This window comes from Pseudomonas sp. MWU15-20650 (assembly GCF_023242475.1).
Classification (GTDB): domain Bacteria; phylum Pseudomonadota; class Gammaproteobacteria; order Pseudomonadales; family Pseudomonadaceae; genus Aquipseudomonas.
On record NZ_JALJFG010000011.1, the window covers coordinates 63,262 to 85,093 of the forward strand.

13 protein-coding genes are annotated in these 21,832 nt (G+C 62.8%); 6 read left to right on the top strand and 7 right to left on the bottom strand.

The window, feature by feature from the left end; all coding sequences use genetic code 11:
• Nucleotides 1–96: 96 nt before the first annotated feature.
• Genes M5B43_RS11795 through M5B43_RS11810 form a run of 4 tightly spaced genes read left to right on the top strand, consistent with a single transcriptional unit; the run spans nt 97 to nt 6,999 of the window.
• A complete protein-coding gene (locus M5B43_RS11795) occupies nt 97–1,467 on the top strand; it encodes an efflux transporter outer membrane subunit (protein WP_248750273.1) in 1,371 nt (456 codons plus the stop codon).
• The gene (locus M5B43_RS11800; RefSeq protein WP_248750274.1) at nt 1,464–2,627 is read left to right on the top strand and encodes an efflux RND transporter periplasmic adaptor subunit; all 1,164 of its coding nucleotides are present in this window, start codon (nt 1,464–1,466) and stop codon (nt 2,625–2,627) included. The genes M5B43_RS11795 and M5B43_RS11800 overlap by 4 nt, the downstream gene beginning before the upstream one ends.
• Nucleotides 2,624–5,701, top strand: a complete 3,078-nt coding sequence (locus tag M5B43_RS11805) for an efflux RND transporter permease subunit (protein ID WP_248750275.1) — start codon at nt 2,624–2,626, stop codon at nt 5,699–5,701. Before M5B43_RS11800 ends, M5B43_RS11805 begins: the two co-directional genes overlap by 4 nt.
• A 26-nt stretch (nt 5,702–5,727) precedes the next feature.
• Nucleotides 5,728–6,999 carry a HAMP domain-containing sensor histidine kinase gene (locus M5B43_RS11810; RefSeq protein ID WP_248750334.1) on the top strand — a complete coding sequence of 424 codons (1,272 nt, stop codon included), beginning with the start codon at nt 5,728–5,730 and terminating at the stop codon, nt 6,997–6,999.
• A 6-nt stretch (nt 7,000–7,005) separates the two neighbouring features.
• Here M5B43_RS11810 and M5B43_RS11815 read toward each other — a convergent pair whose 3' ends face one another.
• The 7 genes from M5B43_RS11815 to M5B43_RS11845 all read right to left on the bottom strand — a co-directional run bounded on the left by M5B43_RS11815 (nt 7,006) and on the right by M5B43_RS11845 (nt 15,930).
• Nucleotides 7,006–8,355, bottom strand: coding sequence for a cytochrome c (locus M5B43_RS11815; protein ID WP_248750276.1), 1,350 nt, complete (start codon nt 8,353–8,355; stop codon nt 7,006–7,008).
• Nucleotides 8,356–8,371: 16 nt separating this feature from the next.
• A complete protein-coding gene (locus tag M5B43_RS11820; RefSeq protein WP_248750277.1) occupies nt 8,372–10,621 on the bottom strand; it encodes a molybdopterin cofactor-binding domain-containing protein in 2,250 nt (749 codons plus the stop codon).
• Nucleotides 10,621–11,076: a (2Fe-2S)-binding protein gene (locus M5B43_RS11825; RefSeq protein WP_248750278.1), complete on the bottom strand. Its 456-nt coding sequence runs from the start codon at nt 11,074–11,076 to the stop codon at nt 10,621–10,623. The genes M5B43_RS11820 and M5B43_RS11825 overlap by 1 nt, the downstream gene beginning before the upstream one ends.
• A gap of 216 nt (nt 11,077–11,292) precedes the next feature.
• Nucleotides 11,293–11,625 (bottom strand): isochorismate lyase, encoded by a 333-nt coding sequence (locus M5B43_RS11830; RefSeq protein WP_248750279.1) that lies wholly within the window; start codon nt 11,623–11,625, stop codon nt 11,293–11,295.
• 32 nt (nt 11,626–11,657) lie between these two features.
• The gene (locus tag M5B43_RS11835) at nt 11,658–12,884 is read right to left on the bottom strand and encodes a histidine decarboxylase (protein ID WP_248750280.1); all 1,227 of its coding nucleotides are present in this window, start codon (nt 12,882–12,884) and stop codon (nt 11,658–11,660) included.
• A 39-nt stretch (nt 12,885–12,923) separates the two neighbouring features.
• Nucleotides 12,924–14,759, bottom strand: a complete 1,836-nt coding sequence (locus M5B43_RS11840; protein WP_248750281.1) for a (2,3-dihydroxybenzoyl)adenylate synthase — start codon at nt 14,757–14,759, stop codon at nt 12,924–12,926.
• 25 nt (nt 14,760–14,784) lie between these two features.
• Complete coding sequence (locus M5B43_RS11845) at nt 14,785–15,930, bottom strand: isochorismate synthase MenF (protein ID WP_248750282.1); 1,146 nt, start codon at nt 15,928–15,930, stop codon at nt 14,785–14,787.
• Nucleotides 15,931–16,091: 161 nt separating this feature from the next.
• Between M5B43_RS11845 and M5B43_RS11850 the strand changes: the two genes are divergently transcribed.
• Nucleotides 16,092–20,435 carry an amino acid adenylation domain-containing protein gene (locus tag M5B43_RS11850; protein WP_248750283.1) on the top strand — a complete coding sequence of 1,448 codons (4,344 nt, stop codon included), beginning with the start codon at nt 16,092–16,094 and terminating at the stop codon, nt 20,433–20,435.
• A gap of 76 nt (nt 20,436–20,511) precedes the next feature.
• Nucleotides 20,512–21,831, top strand: coding sequence for a putative histamine N-monooxygenase (gene basC / locus M5B43_RS11855; protein ID WP_248750284.1), 1,320 nt, complete (start codon nt 20,512–20,514; stop codon nt 21,829–21,831).
• Nucleotide 21,832 lies beyond the last annotated feature (1 nt).

Below are 21,832 nucleotides of genomic sequence, written 5' to 3' on the forward strand. Positions count from 1 at the left end.
GACGGACGAACGCCCTGGCAGGCGCCTCTGGCTATCTTTGCCGCATTCGTGGAGTGATCCACAGCGGCTTTAGCGGGGGAACGCGTGCCCAAGTCAGTGACAAGTACCTTTTTGTGGGCGGTCGGCCTGCTGCTCGGCGGCTGCTCGATGGTGCCCGATTACCGCACGCCCGGCTTGCCCCTGGCCCCGCAGTGGGAGGCTGCGCAGCCGGCGCAAGCGGCGTCGGGGGGCGCCTGGTGGCGAGAGTTCCACAGCCCTGAGCTGGACCAACTGATCGCCCGTGGCCTGGCCAGCAACTACACGCTCAAGGCGGCGGTCAGCCGTATTGACGAGGCGCGTGCCTCGGCGCAGGTAACCGGTGCGGCGCAGTATCCGGCACTCAACCTGGGCGGTAATTTCCAGCGCCAGAACAACTATGGCACTACGCAAAAACGCAGTGTGTTCGCAGAGGCCACCTATGAGCTGGATTTCTGGGGCAAACAGCGCGCCGCGGCGGACTCGGCCGATGCGCTGGCCAAGGCCACGGTCTTCGACGCGCGCACCTTGCGCATGACCTTGAGTGCAAGCATCGCCGACAGTTACTTCCAGGTCTTGTCGCTGCAAGAGCGCTTGCGCCTGGCCCAATCCATCGCCGACGACGCGCGCCAAGTGCTCGAGCTGGTCGAGGTGCAGGCCAGCCAGGGCGCCGTGTCCAACCTGGAAGTGGCGCAGCAGCGCAACGCCATGCAGACCTTTGAAGCGGCGATGCCGCCGCTGCGCCAGCAGCGTGACCAGGCCCTGTATCAATTGGCGGTGCTGGTGGGCGCACCTCCTGAGGGTTTCCACTTGCAGGGCGAGGGGCTCAAGGGCTTGCAAGTGCCGCAACCGGCCAGCGGCTTGCCGATAGGTCTGTTGCGCCAGCGTCCGGATATTCAAGCCGCCGAAGCTCGGCTGGTATCGGCCAATTTCGACGTGGGCGTGGCCCGTGCGGCGTTTCTGCCCAACCTGTCCCTGGACCTGCTGGGCGGTATCGACACGCTCGCCGGCGGGCAAATCTGGAGTGCCGTCGGCACCCTGAGCCAACCGTTGTTCCAGGGGGGCCAGCTCAAGGGGCAACTGCATTTCGATCAGGCCCATGTGCAAGAACTCACGGCCAGTTACCGCGAGTCGATCATCGAAGCGCTGCAAGACGTGGAAACCCAGCTCAGTGCCGCCCGTGAGCTGGACAAGAGCTACACGCTGAACCAGTCCGCCGTGGCCTCGGCCCGTGAAGCCGCGCGCCTGGCCCAGGTGCGTTATCGCTTGGGCTCCACCGACTTCCAGACGTTGTTGATCGTCGAACGTACCCAATACCAGGCCGAAGACAGCTTGCTCCAGGTGCGCCTGCAACATTTGCAGGCCGCCGTCGGTTTGTTTCGCGCCTTGGGCGGGGATTTTTCCGCCGCCAGCCTCGCTTCCCAATCTCCTGTACAGGTGGCTCAGCCATGAGTGTCTTGAATTCACGTCGTCGCCTGGTCATGGGCGCCCTGGTTCTGCTGTCGTTGGCGCTTGTCGCTGGGGGTGTCCAATGGATCCGTCGGGCCCAGGCCGCGCCGTTGCAGGTTGAAGCGAGTGCCGTGCCGGTGCACCTGTCGGCGGTGAGCCGTCAGGATTTGCCGATCTGGATCAGTGCGATTGGCAACGTGCAGGCCCTCAACAGCGTGAATGTGCGGGTACGGGTCGACGGTGAACTGCAAAAAGTCTTGTTCAATGAAGGCCAGATGGTCAGCGCCGGCAGTCTGCTGGCGGTGATCGACCCGCGGGTGTACCAGGCGCAAGTGGCTCAGGCCCAGGCACTGGTCGCCAAGGATCAGGCGCAACTGGCCAACCTGCGCGTCAACCTGGACCGCGCGAGCAAACTGGCCGCCGCCAAGGCCGGCCCGACCCAGGATGTGGACACGTTCCGCGCCCAACTGGCCGCGCAATTGGCCACCGTGCAGGCCGACCAGGCCGCGCTGGACAGTGCGCGCCTGCAATTGGAGTTCACCCAGGTCAAGGCACCCTTTACCGGGCGCACCGGCCAGCGCTTGCTGGACGTAGGCGCTATCGCCCACGGGGCTGAGGCCACGGGGCTGGTGACGATTACCCAGATGAACCCTATTTCGGTGGCGTTTGCCGTGTCCCAGGATGACCTGGCCGAGATCCTGGCTGAGAACGCCAAGGGCGCGTTGCAAGTGGTGGCAATGACCCGTGATGGTCGCCAGGCCCTGGCCAAGGGGCAATTGAGTTTTATCGACAGCCAGGTGGCCGCCGCCAGCGGGCAAGTGCAACTCAAGGCGCAGTTCGATAACGCGACCGGCCAGCTATGGCCCGGCGAATTGGTCAGTGCGCGCCTGTTGGTGCAGACCCGCCAGGACGCGACGGTGGTGCCGGCGGAGGCGGTGCAGTTCGGTCGCCAGGGTAACTTCGTGTATGTGGTGGGCGACGACCAGCGCGTACAGCCACGGTGGGTCGACGCAGGTGCTGTGGTCGACGGCAAGCAGTGGATACGCCAAGGGCTCAGCGCCGGGGAAACCGTGGTGGTGCAAGGCCAGTCGCGGGTGGCGCCCGGGGTCAAGGTGACGCCGGCCGATACCGACACTGCCGCACTCGTCGAGGCCCGGCCATGAAGGGCCTGGCCGGTTTGATCCAGCGTCGCGTGGGCCTCAGCCTGTTGGCGGTGGGGGTGATGTTGCTGGGCGCGTTTGCGTACTTTCATCTGCCGGTGGCGCCGTTGCCCACGGTGGACTTTCCAACCATCCAGGTCACCGCCAAACTCTCCGGCGCCAGTGCCGAGACCATGGCTTCGTCGGTGGCAACGCCCCTGGAACGGGCGTTTGCCGCCGTGCCGCAAGTCACCTCGATGACCTCCTCGAGTGCCGCCGGCAAGACACAGATTGTCCTGCAATTCGACCTCAATCGTGACATCGACGGTGCCGCCCAGGACGTACAGACCGCGATCAACACGGCCACCCCGAACCTGCCAAAGACCATGTCCAGTGCGCCGACCTTCAACAAGGTCAACCCCGCCGAAGGCACGGTGTTGTCGCTGGCGGTGACGTCTCCCACGCGTACCTTGCCGGAGCTGGACCGCTACGCCGACAACTACATCGCCCAGCGCTTGTCGCAAATGCCGGGTGTGGGCCTGGTGGATTTCCACGGTGAGCAGAAACCCGCCGTACGTGTACAGATTGACCCGGATGCGCTCGCCGCCCGTGGCCTGACCCTGGAGGACGTGCGCAGTGTCATCGGGGTCAGCACCCTCGACCAGCCCAAAGGCAGCCTCGACGGCCCGACCCGTTCCATCACCCTCGGAGCGACCGACCAGTTACTTGACCCGCAGCACTACCGTGACCAGGTCATCGCCTATAAAAATGGCATGCCGATCAAGCTGGGCGACCTGGGCCGGGTGATTGCCGGGGCGGAAGACACCCAGCAAGCCGCCCAGCTGGGGCGTGAACCGACGGTCATCGTCGATATTCACAAGCAACCGGGCTTCAACCTGTTATCGACCATTGCCACGCTCAAGGCCAAGTTGCCCGAACTCACCGCCTCCTTGCCACGGGATGTGCAGGTGCAAGTGGTCGGTGATCGCACCCAGACCATCGAAGCTTCGGTCAACGACATGCAATTTACCTTGTTGTTGTCCATCGCCCTGGTCGTCGTGGTGATCTTTATATTCCTGCGCAAGGCCACGGCGACGCTGATTCCCAGCCTGACCATCCCGTTGTCGCTGATGGCGACTTTCGGGGTGATGTACCTGTTGGGCTACAGCCTCGACAACCTGTCGATCATGGGCCTGGCGATTGCCGTGGGGTTTGTGGTGGACGACGCCATCGTGGTGATGGAAAACATCGTGCGTCACCTGGAGATGGGCAAGTCCCGCGTGCAAGCGGCGGTGGATGGACTGCGTGAGGTGGCGTTTACCATTGTCTCGATGACGGTGTCCTTGATTGCCGTGTTCCTGCCGATCCTGTTGATGTCGGGGATTGTCGGGCGCTTGATGCGCGAGTTTGCGGTGACCGTCAGCGTGGCGATCATCATGTCGTGCATCGTGTCGCTGACCCTCACGCCCATGCTCTGCGCCTGGCTGCTCAAACCCCATGCCACGCACGAAGAAGGCCGCTTCGCACGGGCCTGCGAGCGAGCCTTCGACCGCTTGCACGACGGCTACCGGCGCAGCCTGGATTGGGTGCTGGAGCACCAGCGCATCACCTTGGCGGTCGCCGTTGCCACGTTGGCTGCCACGGCGGTGCTGTATGTCGGCATCCCCAAAGGTTTCTTCCCGCAGCAGGATAACGGCCTGATCCAGGGCGTGGCGGAGGCGGCGCCGGATATATCGCCGCTGGCCATGCGCGCCCAGGTCAACCGTGCCGCCGAAGTGATCGGCCAGGACCCGGCCGTGGCGCGGGTGTACTTCTGGATCGGCCCCAACCCTACTGTGAGCCAAGGCAAGGTGATGATTAACCTCAAGCCCTTCAGCGAACGCACCGCCAGTGCCGCCGAAGTGATTCGTCGCTTGCAGCCGGCGTTGGATCGCCTGGATGGCGTCAAGGTGTTCATGCAGGCCAACCAGGATATCCAGATTGGTGGGCGCGCCAGCAAGACCCAGTACCAGTACACCTTGCAGGACCCGGATAGCGTCGAGCTGGACCACTGGAGCGGCGTGCTGCTGGCCAAGCTCAAGACGTTGCCGCAGTTGCAGCACGTGACCTCCGACCAGCAACAGGCCATCGCCCAATCGACCCTGGTGATCGACCGCCCGACGGCGGCGCGTATGGGCGTCACGGTGCAGGCCATTGATGATGTGCTGTATGACGCCTTTGGCCAGCGGCAGGTTGCGACGATGTTCACCCAGCTCGACCAGAACCATGTGATCCTCGAGCTCGACCCGAGCTGGCTGACCTCCACGGCCACCCTGGAACACCTGTTTGTGCGCGCCAGCGGCGGTGGCCTGGTGCCGCTGAGCCTGTTGGCGAGTGTGCAGACCGAACAGGTGCCGATCATCATTAACCACCAGGGCGTGTTTCCGGCCATCACCTTGTCGTTCGATCTGGCGCCGGGCCAGGCCCTGAGCGCGGCCGTGGACGCAATCAACCAGGCGGCCCTCGCGGTGTCGTTGCCGGACACCGTGGTTGGCAGCTTCCAGGGCACGGCCCAAGCGTTCCAGGACTCGTTGAAGTCGCAGCCGTGGTTGATCCTGGCGGCGATCCTGACGGTGTACATCGTGCTCGGTGTGCTCTACGAAAATGCGATTCACCCGCTGACAATTATTTCGACCTTGCCATCCGCCGGTTTCGGCGCGTTGCTCGCGCTGCTGCTCTGCGGCCAGGACCTGTCGGTGCTGGGCATGATCGGCATCATCTTGCTGATCGGTATCGTCAAGAAGAACGCGATCATGATTGTCGACTTCACGTTGCAGGCCCAGCAGCAGGGCCTGTCGCCCCGTGATGCAGTGCGCGAAGCGTGTTTGCTGCGCCTGCGGCCGATCCTCATGACCTCCCTGGCGGCGCTGTTGGGGGCGGTGCCGCTGGCGTTTGGGCATGGCGCCGGCTCCGAGTTGCGTCAACCCCTGGGGATCGCCATTGTGGGCGGGCTGGCGGTTTCGCAGATTCTCACGCTCTACACCACGCCCGTGGTCTATCTTTGGTTCGAACGGCGTCGCCGTAAGGTATTATCCGGCCCATTGGATATTGCCGTTTGAACGCGCTAGTGGAACCACGCATGGGTATGGATTTCAGGCAAAGCCTGGCGAAACGGATCGTGACGGTTTTTGCGCTGATGAGCGCTTTCGTCGCGGGGGTATTTGCAGCAGGGATTATCGCCACCGTGCATGTGGTGGAACACAAACTTACCAGTGCCGACCTGGGTGGCGGGTTGAACCGCCTGTTGCGCCAGGACGACGCCGCAGAATGGAACCACCGCCCGGAAAAAGACGAACTGTTTTTCGCCCAGGGCGAGCAGGGCGACATGGCCCTCGACCCGACGCTGGCCGGGCTGGCGCCGGGGTTCCAGGAGATTGAATACCAGGGGCAAGCCTACTACGCGGTGTCGCAGGTGGTCGACGGGCGCCAATACGTGTTGCTGCGCAATCAGGACAGCTTCGAGCAGCGCGAGCGCGTGCTGCTCGCGGTGGTGGCGGTGGGTTTTATCCTGAGCATCTTGTTGGCGATCCTGCTGGGCCGCTTGTTGGCACGCAAGGTGATGGCGCCGGTGATCCGCCTGGCGTTCCAGGTGCGCCATCGTGACCAGTTGCTGGACATGGCGCCGCCGTTGCACCCGGATTACGCAGTGGATGAAGTGGGTGAGTTGGCCCTGTCGTTCGACAAGACCCTGGGACGCCTTCGCGCGGCGCTGAGCCGAGAGAAGCTGTTCACCAGTGATGTCAGCCACGAATTGCGTACGCCGTTGATGGTGTTGGCCAGCTCCTGCGAATTGTTGCTCAGCGACCCGTCCCTGGATCAGCGTTCAGTGGCCCAGGTCGGCCGTATTGCCCGGGCCAGCGATGAAATGCGGCAACTGGTGGAAACCTTCCTGATGTTGGCACGCGCCTCGGATGCCCGAGGCAACGGTGCCCAGGCCACCTTGAAAGAGGTGGCGGATGCCCTTGTGGAGATCTGGGGGCGCTTGATTCGCGAAAAAGGCCTCGAATTCATCTATGTCAGCGAGCTCGCCTCACCCCAGCAGTACAACCTGACGTTCCTGCAATCGGTCCTGGGCAACCTGCTGCGCAACGCCTGGCACTACACCGACCGTGGCTTTATTCGCCTGACCCTGGGCGAACACGGCTTCAGCGTGGAAGACAGCGGCATCGGGATTCCCGATGACAAGCGCGAGGCGATGTTCCAGCCGTTTGTCAGGGGCGAGCAAAGCCGCGGGGAGGGGTTGGGGTTGGGCCTGTCGTTGGTTCAGCGTATCTGCGGCATCCAACAGTGGAAGGTTGAACTCACCGCCAGGCAGCCCAATGGCTGTTGTTTTTCGGTGGACCTGGCGGCGGGGTAACTTCTTTTAGCGCATGTGCAGGATGATCGGGCTGCTGCTGGCCGGGTCGGTATGCCCGCGCAGCGTACCGACTGCTTTGGCATCCACCGCGCCACCCTGGTTGCCCCAGGTGCTGCGCACGTAGGTCAGGACCTGGGCGATTTGCGCGTCGGACAACTGTTCGCGAAAAGCGGGCATGCGGTAGGCGTCCGGCATGCCGGCGGCCACGATGCGTTGCGAGCCGTTGAGGGTGATGTTGATCGCCGAAGCACTTTCCTTTGCCAACGCCGAGGTCGCGCCGGCCAAGGGCGGCATCCACTCGGGCTGGCCCTTGCCGTCAAGGCCGTGGCAGGAGGCGCAGCGGGTCACGTAGGTGTGTGCGCCGGGCGTGTCCTGCTGGGGGGTGTTGGCGGACACGGCCTGGTACTGCCAGGGTGTGCCGTCGCGCTGTGGGTCGCCGGGCAGTGATTTAAGGTAATGGGCGATTGCGGCCAGGTCGTCGTCGGCCATGAACTGGGTTGAGTTGTTGAACGCTTCAGTCATCGAGCCGTAGACCACGGCATGCTGGTTGCGCCCGGTCTTGAGGAATTGCACGATCTGCGGCTCGCTCCAGCGCCCCAGCCCGGTGTTGGCGTCTTGGCGCAGGCTGGGGGCGTACCAGCCGTCGAGCAGGGCGCCGGCGAGGAACGGCGCGCCGGATTCGTCCAGGGCTTTTTCGTTGAAGGCCAGGCCGCGCGGTGTGTGGCAACTGCCGCAGTGGCCCGGGCCCTGGACGATGTAGGCGCCTCGGTTCCACAACGCATCCTGGCCAGGCTTGGCGGCGTAGGGGGCGGTTGGGGCGAATACGCCATTCCACAGTGCAATCGGCCAGCGCAGATTGAGTGGCCAAGGGATATCGCTGGGAATGTTGGGTTGGTTGGCCGGTTGCACGCCTTTCATGAAAAATGCGTACAGCGCGCGCATATCGTCGTCACTGAGCTTCACATAAGAGGGGTAGGGCATGGCCGGGTAAAGCCGCCGACCTCCCGGCGCCACGCCGTGGCGTACCGCGCGGTCGAAGTCGGCCAGGCTGTAGGCGCCGATGCCGGTGTTGCGATCCGGGGTGATGTTGGTGGCGTGAATCGCGCCCAGGGGCGTGGCCATCTCCAGGCCACCGGCAAAGGGCGCCTTGCCCGGCAGGCTGTGGCAGGCCACGCAGTCGCTCAAGCGGGCGACATATTCGCCGCGACTGACCAAGGCAGGGTCGACACTGGCGACTTGTTGCTGCTCAAAAGGCGAGGCGGGCTGGCGGGTGACATACCAGGCCAGCAGGCCTGCTGCGACCAGGCAGGGCAGCACCAGCCAGCCTGCGGTTCTTGCGAATCGGCGGTTGTTCATGGGCGTTCCCTGTCGGTTAGCTGAAGGTGTAGCGGCTCAATGGCAGGCTGCGGATGCGCTGGCCGGTCAGTTGCGCCACCGCATTGGCCACTGCTGGCGCGACGGCGGGCAGTGGGGGCTCGCCGATGCCGCCCATTTTTTCGCCACTCTCGACGATCCGCACGTGCACCCGCGCCATACGCGAAGGCGGCAAGACCGGGTAAAGGTCGTAATTGCGCGCCCGTGGCTTGCCGTCCACGTACACCGCTTCTTCCAGCAATGCTTGCGACAGCCCCAAGGCCACGGCCCCGTTGACCTGCGCCTCGATAATCGCCGGGTTGACGATGCTGCCCGGGTCAATGGCCTCCCAAATGTCATGCACCTTGACCTGGCCGTTTTCGATCGAGACTTCGGCGATCACCGCAGCGTGGGAGCCGAATGGCGAGGCCATGGCGACACCACGGGCACGGCGGGTGCCGTCTTCGGCGGTGAAGGGGCCACGTTTCCAGCCACCGGACAGCTCGCCTACCGCTTGCAGCAGGGTGGTCAGCCGTGGGTTGTCGCGTAGCAGGTGCAGGCGCAGATCAAAGGGGTCATGGCCGCCCTTGTCCGCCAGTTCGTCGAGGAACGCTTCGTAGAAGAAGTCATTGAGCGAATTGCCCACTGAACGCCAATAGCCGAGCATCACCGGGCCTTTGACGTAGATCTGCGCGATACGCTTGTTGGGGATTGCGTAGGCTTTGCCCGACAGCCCTTCGACGGCCGTAGGGTCGACTTTGTCGCCCTGTTTGCCCGCGAGGGCTTCGGTAGGGCCTTCGGTGGCGCTGACCGCCTCGATGGCCACCGGCAAGCCCTGGGCGTCCAGCGCGGCGCGGAACTTGACCACGGCGACCGGGCGCAGCACATCGCGCAGGAATTCTTCTTCGCGGCTCCAGATCAGCTTGATCGGCCGCCCCACAGCCTTGGCCAGTGCGATGGCCTGCGGATAGGGGTTGGCCGAGTCATAAAGGAAGTGCCGGCCAAAAAAGCCGCCCAGCAGCGGTGAGTGCAGGGTGATTTTCGCGGGGTCGAGGCCGGTACGCTTGGCGATGTCGGCGCGGAACATGTCGGGCGCCTGGTTGGGCAACCACACCTCCAGCGTACCGTCGGGGTTGAAGCGTGCCAGGGCCGAGGGTGGCTCCAGCTGGGCGTGGTTGAGGTATTGGTTGTGATAGGTGGCTTCGACGTTGGTCTTGGCGCCGGCCAGTGCGGCGGCTACATCGCCTGCGGTTTCGTCGTCGCGGGCCGGGCCCTGCTGAGCGGCGAGAAAGTCGCGGTGCTTGTCACTGGAGAAGTCGGCGGGCATGACCCGCAGCGTCGAGTCGGCCGCCGCTTCCTGCCATTCGACCTGGATCGCTTCGACCGCGCGCTTGGCGTGCCACCAGCGTTCGGCAACCACGGCCACTGCGCCGGGCAGTTGATGAACGGAATGCACGCCCTTCATGGCCTCGACTTGCGCCTGGTTGCGCAGGCTGCCCACGGTCATGCCCAGGCGTGGTGCATGCTGGACTGCAGCGTGGAGCATGCCGTCTACCTTCAGGTCGATGCTGTACTGTGCCTTGCCGGTGGATTTGTCATAGGCGTCCAGGCGTTTCACCGGCTTGCCGATCCAGCGGAACTGGCTGGGGGCGCGCAGGGTGATGGTGGTAGGGTCAGGCACCGGCATGTCCAGGGCGCGGCCGGCCAGTTCACCGTAGCCCAGTGAGCGGCCGGAGGCGGCGTGCACCACGCGGCCAGGTTGCGTGGACAGTTCGGCCAGCGGTACACCCAATTGTTCTGCACCGGCCTTCAGCATCATGGCGCGGGCGAGGGCGCCGAGGCGCCGCATGGTCGGGTAGCTCATGCGTACCGACATGCTGCCGCCGGTGATGCGCAGGCCGTTTTCCATCACCACGTAGGCTTCGCCGGGCGGCGCACTTTCAACCATGAAGGTCGCGGGGTCGGCATCCAGCTCTTCGCCGACGATCTGCGCCATGGCGGTGTGGGTGCCTTGCCCGCCTTCCATGAAGGGGCTGAGCAGGCGCACGGTGCCGTCCGGGCGAATCTCCAGGAATGCCGGCACCTGGGTTCCGCGTTCTGCGGTGGCGGTTGAGGCGGCATATACCCTGGCCGAGCCCAGCGGCAGGCCAAAACCGATCACCAGCGCACCCACGGCCGTACCGACCAGGAAGCGACGGCGTGACACGTTGATGGGCTCGCTCAATGGCATATCCGCCATGGCTGCAAAGGCGTCGTTGCGCGTATTCATCAGGCGCTCACCGATTGGGCCAGGGCATGGACGGCAGTGTGGATGGCGTTGTAGGTGCCGCAGCGGCACAGGTTGATCATCGCCGCGTCGATTTGCGCCTCCGTGGGCGAGGGGGTGTGTTTGAGCAAGGCGGTGGCGGCCATGACCTGCCCGGACTGGCAGTAGCCGCATTGCGCCACTTGGTGTTCGACCCAGGCGGCGACTACGCGCTTGCCGACCTCGTCGGTTTCAACGGCTTCGATGGTGGTGATTTCGCGTCCGACCACGCCCGCCACTGGCGTGACGCAGGACCGCACGACATTCCCGTCTACCAGCACCGAGCAAGCCCCGCATTGGGCCAGGCCGCAGCCGTACTTGGTACCGGTCAGCCCCAGGTCGTCGCGGATCACCCACAGCAATGGCGTGTCGGCGTCGGCATCGACTTGATAGGTCTTTTGGTTAATTCGAAGTTCCATCGCTCACCTGCTGATCATCGGTTGATGGTGCTGTATTTTTTTATGAGGTATCGCTCAACTCTAGACCACCGGGCAAGGGCCATCTATCCGATGGTCGAGAAGATCGGAGTATCAGGCAAGTATTCGAGAGGATTGGGCTACAGAGGGGCGGGGGGGCACTGGGTTATTCAAGTCCAGCCAGGCTGCTGGACTTGAATCGGTCGTGCGGCTGGGGCTTCAGCCGGCTTTTTCGTTGCTGCGCTGCGGGTAAGTGGCCTGCCAGTGCAGGATCTGCTGCTGGATGTTCCAGTGAATGATGTGTTCGTAGAGCTTTTCGACAAAGGCCACCTCGAACCCGGCGTCGACGGCCCATTCGCGACGGTCTTGCAACATCGCCGCCACCCGCTCCGGAGCGGGGATGGCTTGCTCATTGGCTTTGAATTGCACGGCGGCTTTTACATAACCCAGGCGTTGTTGCAGTGCGTCGAGGATCTGGCGGTCGAAAAAGTCGATGCCCGCGCGGATGTCATTGAGGCTCTCGCAGGCCTGTGGTGCTTTAAGTGGCGACATGGTGCGTGTCTCTATTGAAGATGAACAGGGGGTCAGATCACGTCGAATCGTGGGCATGCAGCCCTGGCGGCAAGGGCCGGGCGCTGTTCGTGAGCGCCTGGACGGGCATGGGCTTTGCCCAAACTCCAGGCATCGGTTTGATGCTCGGCGATGACTTCGTCGATCAAGGCGTCGATCATGCTGCTGTCGTGATGGTGAGGGGTGGTGATCAAGTGTGCGGTATTGCCGGACGTCGCCAGGCAATACTTTTTTGCGATCCGCTGCGAGGGGCAGGGGAAAACCACGGTGATGGAATTCTCGTTGCGCCAGGCATCAATACCGGCGGCCTGGAAGCGATCCACCGCGTACTGGGCCTGTTCCAGGCATTGGTGGATACGCCGGCGCCAGTCGGCAAACGAGTGGCTGCGCAGTGCCGCCCACATCATCAGCGGGGTGTGGCCATTGCGCGAGCCGCTGATGGTTTTGTCATGGGCCAGGATGTAGTCCACTTCCACCGAGATACGGGCAACGTCTTTACGCTTGGCCACCACGATGCCGCAGGGTATCGGTGAGCCGATCATCTTGTGCCCGGAGACGCAGATCGAATCGATACCGTCGGCGAACGAGAAGGGTTGCGGGTGGTCGACGAAGGGCAGGATCATCCCGCTCAACGCTGCGTCTGCGTGCAGGTAATAGTCGCGACGGGCAATGCCTGCCTGTTGCAGGCGTTGCTGGAGGGTGGCGATGTTATCGACGGCGCCGCGCATCGTCGTACCGATGTTGGCGAAGATGATGGGGTGACGCTCCTGGTCGGCGGCGATCTTGGCCATCAGGTCGTCATAGTCGATTTCGCCATTGGCCTGTGATTCGACGGCACGGCATTTGATCCGTAGCAACTTGACGATCTTCGCCACGGAGTAATGGGTGTCCTTGGAGTAATACAGGGTGCCGTCCGGGAACAGTTCGCGGGCCAGATAGCAGCCAAACATATTGCCTTCCGTGCCGCCGTTGGTGACGTAGCCCCAGCTGTCCTCGAGGGCGATCTCGAACAGCTCCGAGAAGTACGTCATGACGTCCTTCTCGAAGTCGAACGAGTTCAGCACATAGTTGCTGTACTCGTTCCAGTCCCCGCAGTTGTTGATCGAAAACTGCAGGAAACGGTGCAACTGGGAATAGTCAAAGTCGGCCGATTCGGGGTAGCCGATGTTGAAATACTGGTTTGTCACGCAGTGCTGCCAGAAGCGTTCAAGCTTGTTTTGGTCGGCCGTGGATAACGTCATTTCTAACTCCTTTTAAATCGACTTGGCGACGCTGCCCGGTCAGGCCGCTTTTTGTCGTGTGTCTACCAGCGCCCACCAGCTGGCGAGCGTGGGCGAATCGGCCAGCTCTTCAAAGCTGACGGCGATGCCGCGCTCCTTGAGTTCCGCGGCGAGTTTCATCACTTGAAGGGAGTCGAGGCCGTAGAAAATCAGGTTTTCTTCAGGGTCCAGCTCGTCGCCGTCTTCAATCAGTTGCAGGACGCGGGTGTGCAGCCAGGAGCGGGTGGTTTCTGCGGCGAGGAGTTGGCGCAGCTGCTTTTTATCGATCTTGCCCACGGCCGTGAGCGGCATGCTGTCGATGAGGCGGATACGGTCCGGCAATTTGTACTCGGCGATACCGAGCTCCATCAGATGGCGCCGCAAGACGGGGGGCTTGAGGTTGGGGTTACGCGACACGACGAAGGCGCAGCTCTTTTCTCCCAGCCTTTCGTCGGGCATGGCCACGAGGCCGGCGTGGGTCACGTCAGGGTGCAGGATGATCAGGTGCTCGATTTCTTCCGAGGCGACTTTTTCACCGCCGCGATTGATCTGGTCCTTGACCCTGCCGACCACGCGCAGGTCGCCGCTGGGTGTGCGTTGAACCAGATCGCCGGAGTAGTAGTAACCCTCATTGTCGAAGGCTTGGGCATTCTGTTCGGGGCTGCGGTAGTAGCCGCAGAAGGTGTAGGGACCGCGGGTGGCCAGCATGCCCGGTTCGCCATCCGGCACGGGGATACCTTGCTCATCGACGATTTTGATTTCGTCACCCGGGCTGATCGGGCGGCCTTGGGTGGTGAATATCTGCTCGTCGGTGTCATCCAGCCGGGTGTAGTTGATCAAACCCTCGGCCATGCCGAATACCTGCTGCAATTGGCAGCCGAGCACGCTCGGGACCTGGCGGGCCAGCGAGTCGGCAAAGCAGGCGCCGCCCACCTGGAGGAATTCCAGCGATTGCAACGGCTCGGTGTGCTCGGGCGCGGCCTGCAGCCACAACGCGACGGCGCTGGGCACCAGGGCGACGGTGTTCACTTCATGGCGCTGGATCAATGAAAAACAGGTGAGCGGTTCCGGGCTCGGGGCCATGATGATCGTGCCGCCTGCATACAGGACGCCGAGGGCACCCGGTGAGCTGAGCAGGAAGTTATGCGCCGCCGGCAGCGCGCACAGGAAGCGGGTTTGTGCCGTCAGGCCACAGATCTCGGCACTGGCGCGGGCGTTGTAGTGGTAGTCGTTGTGGGTGCGCGGGATGAGTTTGGGGGTGCCGGTGCTGCCGCCTGACAGCTGGAAAAGCGCCACCTCATCGGCTGCGCTGGGGGAGAAGTCTACGTGGCTGTCGCTTGGGGTCTGGATCCAGGCCGTGAGGTTGTGCTCGGGACGCTGTTCGCCCAGCAGGAGGGTGACCTGTGGGCTTGAGCCGACTTCCTTGAGGTCGGCGAGGTAGCCGTCGTCGCGAAACACTTCATGCTCGCGGGAGGCGACCAGCAACCTTGGCGTGATTTGTTCGGCGTAGCGCTTGAGTTCCAGTTTGCGGTGGCTGTAGAGCGCATTGAGGGGGGCAATCCCCGCTTTGAACAGCGCGAACAGGACAATGTAGAACTCCGCGATATTCGGCAATTGCACCAAGGCGGTGTCGCCTTGGCCAAGCCCGCTCGCCGCCAGGCGCGAGGCCAGGTTGGAGGACAGTTGATCGAGCTCGCCGTAGCTGAGCCGCCGATCCCCGCAAATAATCGCGGTGGCCAAAGGCTGCGACTGGCTGCGTGCCTGGAGCAGGTGGGTGAGGGGTTGGTCGATCCAATAGCCTTTTTCCCGATAGTGCTGTGCTCTGTCGAGGGGCCAGTGCGTGAATTCTATAGTCATGAAGGTCACTGCTCAAAAGTGGAAATTAGTGGGCCAATCCGCATGCACGCAGCATGGTGCCAAGCTTGGTCTGGACTTCTGCCCATTCGGCGTCGGGGCTGGAGGCTTCGACGACGCCGGCGCCGGCGAACAGGCGGACCTGGTTGCGCTTGATGGTGCCGCAACGGATGGTCACCACCCATTCGCCGTTACCCTGGGCATCGCACCAGCCCACCATGCCGGTGAACAGGCCACGTTCGAAGGGCTCGACGAAGCGGATCAGGCGCCGGGCACGCTCGGTGGGGAAACCACACACGGCAGGGGTCGGGTGCAGGCGGCAGGCTAACTGCAAGGCCGAGACAGTGGGGTCGGCCAAGCGGCCTTCGATGCGGGTGGAGAGGTGCCAGAGCGCAGGCGTGCTGATCAGGCTGGGACGTTGGGGCACGTTAAGTTGCGTGCACAGTTCCCCGAGTTGGCTGGCAATGTCCTCGGTCACCAGGCGGTGCTCGTAGTGGTCCTTTTCCGAGTTGGATAACCAGTCTGCGTTGCGCTGGTCCGCTTGCGGGTCGGCCATGCGTTTGGCCGAGCCTGCCAACGGGTTGGAGATGAAGTTCAGGCCATCTTTATGGATCAGCAACTCAGGGCTGACACCGATCAACGTCGCACCGTCCGGCATGGGCACGCGGAAGTGATAACCGCCTGGGTTCTGCGCCCGCAGGTTATTTTGCATGGCGCCTACATCGACATCCTGCGCAAACAACAACTCGCGCTGCACCGAAAGCACGGCTTTGCGCACGTCGCTGTGGCGGAAGTTGACGATGGCGTGTTCGACCGCGCGCTTGAAGCCTTGCTCGTCCGGTATGTTCTTTTGTTCAAGCAGCTCGGGAAGGCTGGCGACCGTGGTTTTCACCGCGCCGCGTCGGGCCTGCCATTCGGCGTGTTCGGGGATGTAGAGGCAGGACGCTTCTGCGGGGTCGAAGGGGATGGCGCCCACGACAATCGGGTTGGCTTGGCCTGCTCTGCGTGCCTGATCGAAGGCGTGTGTCAGGGTTTTTTGGAACAGACTTGCCGCGTTTTCGCCGTCGATGGCCGGTGTTTCGATTCTTTGCAGCATGCCGCTGACAGCGAGTTCGCGGTCACCGGAAGTGAATGAAAAACTCTCTTTGGCATCAAGCTGTTGCACCTCATCCATGTCATTCGTCCTAAGGGTGCCCGTTCTCATTTGCAGAAAGCCTCCGTGGCTTGTGATCAAAAAAATACGACTTGAATTATAATCATTATCGTTTTTAATAGGTGACGCTAATCATTTAGATTTGTCAATCACATGAGTGAGCCATGAGAGAGTTAACTTCAATGCAAGCCGCCTGTTGGATCGGGCGCACTGCTCATGCGTCTTTAGGGAGAGTTTCGGCTCATCTTTATGCCGAGTTCGATGGCCATGCCATTGCGCTGGGTCGGCTGCGCGAGGCACTTGAACGGGTATGCCAAGTGCATCCCATGCTACGGGTCAGGGTGAGCGCAGAAGGGCTGCAATCCATCGCGCCGATGGACCAGGCACCCCGGTTGGAGGTTGAAGACCTGCGCGCGATGACCGCGCAGGAGGCGACGCTTCACCTGCTGGCCAAACGTGACACGTGGACACACCAGCAGCTGGACCTCGGCCATGAGCCGGGCGCGCGGTTTGGCGTGAGCTTGTTGGCAGGCGATGGTTTTCGCTTGCATGTCGATACGGACATGATCGCTGTCGACCCCTCGAGCGTGCGCACGCTGATGGAAGACCTCGCACGTTTTTATGAACGGCCCGATGACGCGGTGCCGCACACCCCATCTTTCTTCGAATGGCATGATAAGGCACGTGCCGACACCTCCCTCAAGGCGGCTCGTGATCGTGACCGTGCCTGGTGGCGGGAGCGTCTGGCTGAGGTTGCGCCGGCACCGACCTTGCCCTTTCTTGAACACTCGGCAGGCCCGGCCCAAAGCCATCGCTTGACGACCTGGCTCAGTCCGGCCGAGCGCCAGGCGTTGCAGCATCTGGCGCGCGAACGTCGGATGACGCTGTCGACCTTGATGATGGGGCTCTTTGCAGCGGTGCTCGGGGCCAAGACCGGGGACCGGGCTTTTCGCCTGAATGTACCGACGTTCTGGCGTCAGCCATTGGTGGATGAGGTCGACAGAGTGGTTGGCGATTTTGCCAATGTGTTGATTCTTGATGTGGATACCGAGTCGGCCCGCACGCCGGCTGCGCTGTGCGAGCAGCTGGCAAAAAAGATGGTCCGCCTGCTTGAACATTGCGCTTACCCTGGGGTGAACGTGATGCGCGATCTTTCCCGTCATCAGGGTTCACCGCAACTGGCACCGCTGGTGTTTACCGCTGCACTGGACATGCCGGGTGGCGACCTGTTTTCGGACCGTGTGCGGCGTGTGTTCGGCCCGATGACCTGGGTCATTTCCCAAGGCCCTCAGGTGGCGCTCGATGCACAGATAGCCTGCGCCGATGGCGGTATCCTGATCAATTGGGACATCCGCCTGGATGCCCTGCCGTTGGCGTGGGTTTCTGAGTTCTTCGACCGCTTCGTGGCGATCACGCGCGAGGTGGCAGCCAATGCCGCTGCGCTTGATCAACCAATCAGCGCCAGCACCTCAAGCCGCACGCTGGCTCAGCAACCCTTGTCTGCCTTGCAGCAGGCTTACCTGCTGGGCCGTGGCACGCAGGTGCCCTTGGGCGGTGTGGCGATGCAGGAGTTCCGGGAATATCACGGGCGCATCGCCCCAGCCTTGTTGCGAAGCCGCCTGGCCGCGATGGTCCAGCGCCATGCCAGCCTGCGCACACGGATCGATGCGCACAATCTTGTGTCTTGCGTCAGCGAAGAGGCCCGAGTCAACCTGCACGAGGTCGATCTTACGACGCTGTCACTGGCGGCGGCGCTGACCCATATCGACGAACGCCGCGAAGCTTATGCCCACGGGATCTTCGAGCTCGACCGTTCGCCCTGGGACGTGACGGTATTCCACCTGCCCGACGGTCTGTTGACGGTCTTCGTGCGTCTGGATGCATTGATTCTCGACGGACGCTCTATTGCTGCGTTGCTGGTCGAGTTGTTCGACGGTGTAGTCGACGACGAGTCCGTTGGCGAGCTGGCGTCGGTGCCGACAGACCTGGCCGAGCAGCGCAAGGTCGATGCTGTGTATTGGAAAACCAAGCTCGCAGCGGTGAGCGGCGTGCCACGCCTGCCCTGGCGCGTGCCGCTGGACCAGGTGCGTGCCTCGCGCTATGAACGCCAGAGCCGGCAAGTGCCCATGGTGCAGTTCAAGGCATTCTGCAAACTGGGCGCCCGGCAGCGCTTGTTCAAGAATTCGGCGTTGATGGCGCTGGTGCTCGAAGTGCTTTCACACTGGGTCGAGGAGGGCGGGCTGTGCGTGGCCGTGCCGGTTGCCCCGCAAACAGGCGGCGCCTTTGCCAACCGTTCGAGCTTTATCGCGATCAACCGATGCGATGCGCCGAGCACCTTTGCCGAGCGCGCGGCGAAACTGCAAGTGGATGTGCTAGAGGGGCTGCAGCACTTGGCCTTCTCGGGTGTGGACCTCGCCCGGCTGCTGTTCGAGTCCCACGGTCCCGGGCCGGTGCTGCCGGTGGTCATCACCAATGGGTTCTCCTGGCCGGTATCGGCGGCAGACAGCCCCATGCGCCCGCAGGGCGGGCTGACCCAGACGCCCCAGGTGGCCATGGATATTCGTTTCTCGGCCAACGCCGAGGGCGCGCTGGTGCTGGATATCGACTATGCACGCGAGGTGCTGGACCCCGCGCTGATCCGCGATATTCTGGATGCCCTTGAAAAGGCCATCCACCAGGTTGCAACCACCGGCGTGTTCGCCGTCGATGCCGCCGCGATGATCGACACCCATCATTATCGCCTCAATAGCCCGGCCACTGAGGCATGCCAGGAAGGCTTCCTGGCGCACATCGCCCGGCACATTTTTAACCCCGCCAACCAGCGCATTGCGCTGATCAGCGGCGAACGGCAAATCAGTTATGCCGAACTGGGTGAGGGTGTGTCCCGTGTCATCGCGGCATTGAGGGCGCGCGGCATTGCTCAGGGCCACGTGGTCGCCATCTGCCTGCCACGTAGCCCTGAGCACACCCTGGTGACGCTGGCGTGTGCGTTGACGGGCGTGATCTGGGTGCCCATCGACGCCTCGGCGCCGGGCGAGCGTCGCGCGTATCTGCTGGATAACTGCCGCCCTGATCTGGTGGTGGTCAGCCACGGAGAAGGGGGCGCGCACCCGCAGGCGACGCCCGATGAGCTGTTGGCTGGGCCGGCAGCCTGCCCGCCAACGCTGGATGATCGCTCCTTGAGCGAAGCGCCGGCGTATTACCTCTACACCTCGGGCACCACCGGCAAGCCAAAATGTGTGGTCCTGTGCAACCGCGCCACGGCCAATGTCATCGGCAGCACCCTGGCGCACTGGGGTGTGCAAGAGACCGATGTATTCATGTCGGTGACCCCGTTGCACCACGATATGTCGGTGTTCGACGTATTCGGTTGCCTCACCGCAGGCGCCACACTGGTGTTGCCAGGTGCTGGCGAAGAAAAGGACGCAGTGCGCTGGAACCAGCTGATTGCCAGGCACCACGTGACGTTGTGGTGTTCCGTGCCTGCCATTCTTGAAATGCTCCTCTCTTGCCGTGGCACCCATGGCCTGGACAGCCTGCGTCTGATTGCCCAAGGCGGCGACTACATCAAGCCGGGGGTGATCGCCGAGTTGCGCGCGCTGCTGCCATCCGCTCGCCTGGTTTCCCTGGGAGGGCCGACCGAGACCACCATCTGGAGTATCTGGCACGACATCGGTCCACAGGATCAGGCGCACATTCCGTACGGACGACCTTTGCCAGGTAATCGCTACTTTGTGCTTGACCCCCAAGGGTGTCACTGCCCAGCGGGCGTCGTCGGCCGAATTCACACAGCCGGCGTCAACCTGGCACTGGGGTACCTGGAAAACGGCGAGCTGGCACAGAGCGAATTCATCACGGTCACGGATGAGCATGGCCAGCCTGTTCGTGCGTTTCGTACCGGTGATTGTGGACGCTATCGCCGCGACGGCACGTTGCTCTTCGACAGCCGCGTCAATGGCTACGTGAAGGTGCGGGGCGTGCGAGTTTCGCTGCCGGACATCGAGATCGAGCTGATCAAGCATCCTGGCGTCAGGCACGTGTTGGTCGTGGACTATGGCGAGCAGCGCGAGGGTGAGGTCAGCATCGGTGCGTTGTATGTCGCGGCCGCGGACGCCGCGCCGCTGACGGCCACCGTATTGCGCCACTTTGCCCGCGAGCATCTGCCGCAGTCCCATGTCCCCACACGGTTTTTGAACGTCGATGAATTGCCGCTTTCGCAAAACGGCAAGCCCGATCGTCAGCGCGCCCGCAGCCTGCTGCTGGAACCCCTCGAGGACGAACTCCAGGCTGCGTCGGCGCCGCCTAACAAAGTCCTGGCGATCTACCTCAGCGTGCTGGGCCGCGTGCCAGACGACGCCGCGGATGCTGCCGTGGATTTCATCAGCCTGGGGTTGCGCCCTCAGCATTTGAAAGCCATTGCCGCGCGGTTTCAGGAGGAGCTTTCGGTGGTGCTTTCACCCGGGCAACTACTACGTTGCCGTAACGCACAAGACGTTGAACACCTGCTCGCCACCTTGGCGGCATGAGTACAAATAAAGCGAGAGGGGCGCCTGCACGGCGCCCACGCATAACCCCACAGCAGTACCCAGGGAGACGGATTGGATGAAGGATTTACCCACTGTAGATATCGCCGGTGTTGGCATCGGGCCTTTTAACCTGGGGCTCGCCGCGTTGTTGTCCAAACACCCCGATATCACCAGCATTTTCCTGGATCGCAAGGCGGAATTTCGTTGGCACGAAGGGCTGCTATTGCCCGGGACCACGTTGCAAGTGCCGTTCCTGGCCGACCTGGTCACGATGGCCGATCCCACCCACGAATTGAGCTATTTGAACTACTTGCACCAGCACGACCGCCTGTACCCGTTCTACTACTACGAAAACTTCCAGGTGCCACGCCGCGAGTACGACCATTACTGTCGGTGGGCATCGCAACAGTTGCCTACGTGTCACTTTGGCGAAGACATTTGTGATGTAACCTATGAGGCGGGGGCGGGGCGGTTCCTGATTGAAAGCCAGTCCGTGTCAGGTTTCAAACGGCACTACACCAGCCGTAACCTGGCGGTGGGGGTGGGGACGACACCGCTGTTGCCCCAGTGGGCGCAGGTGAAAAGTACCGCGCCGATCATGCATTCAGCCGAGTTTGGCAAGCGCCAGGAGCAATTGGCGAAATGCCGGCGTGTCACCGTGATTGGCTCCGGCCAAAGTGCGGCCGAGTGCGTACTGGCGTTGTTCAGCGAACTGAAGCCCGAACGCATCGCGGCGGGCGCTTCGATTCGCTGGATCACCCGTTCACCAGGCTTCCATCCCATGGAGTATTCGAAACTGGGGCAGGAATGCTTTACGCCGTCCTACATGGAGTACTTCCACAGCCTTCCACGGGAGCGTCGCCGCGAAGTCGTGGCCAAGCAAGGGTTGCTGTACAAAGGCATCAGTTTTTCGACCATCGGCGACATTTACGACCTGATCTATGAGCGTTCGATCGGCGGCAGCGACCCCGGCCTGACCCTGCTGTCGAACTGTGAAGTGGAGACGGTCGACGACATCGACGGTACGTTGCACATCGCCTATCGACACCGCGAGTTGGATCGGTCCAGCAGCCTGGAAGCCGATGCGATTGTGGCGGCCACCGGCTACGGGCATGCCTGGCCACAGTGGTTTGAGCGGCTCAAGGGCACGGTGCTAGAGACTGATGAGTACGGCGACTGTATTGTCGAAGACGACTTTACCGCGCGCCGTTGTGACGAGGGGGCAGGGCGCATTTTTGTGCAGAACGCGGAGATCTTCCAGCATGGTGTGGGCTCGCCGGACCTGGGCATTGCGGCGATTCGCAACGCGACCATTGCCAACCAACTGCTCGGCCGCCAGCACTACCGCCTGCCCAAGCGGTCATCGTTCCAGCGCTACGGCATGCACGAGGATTGAC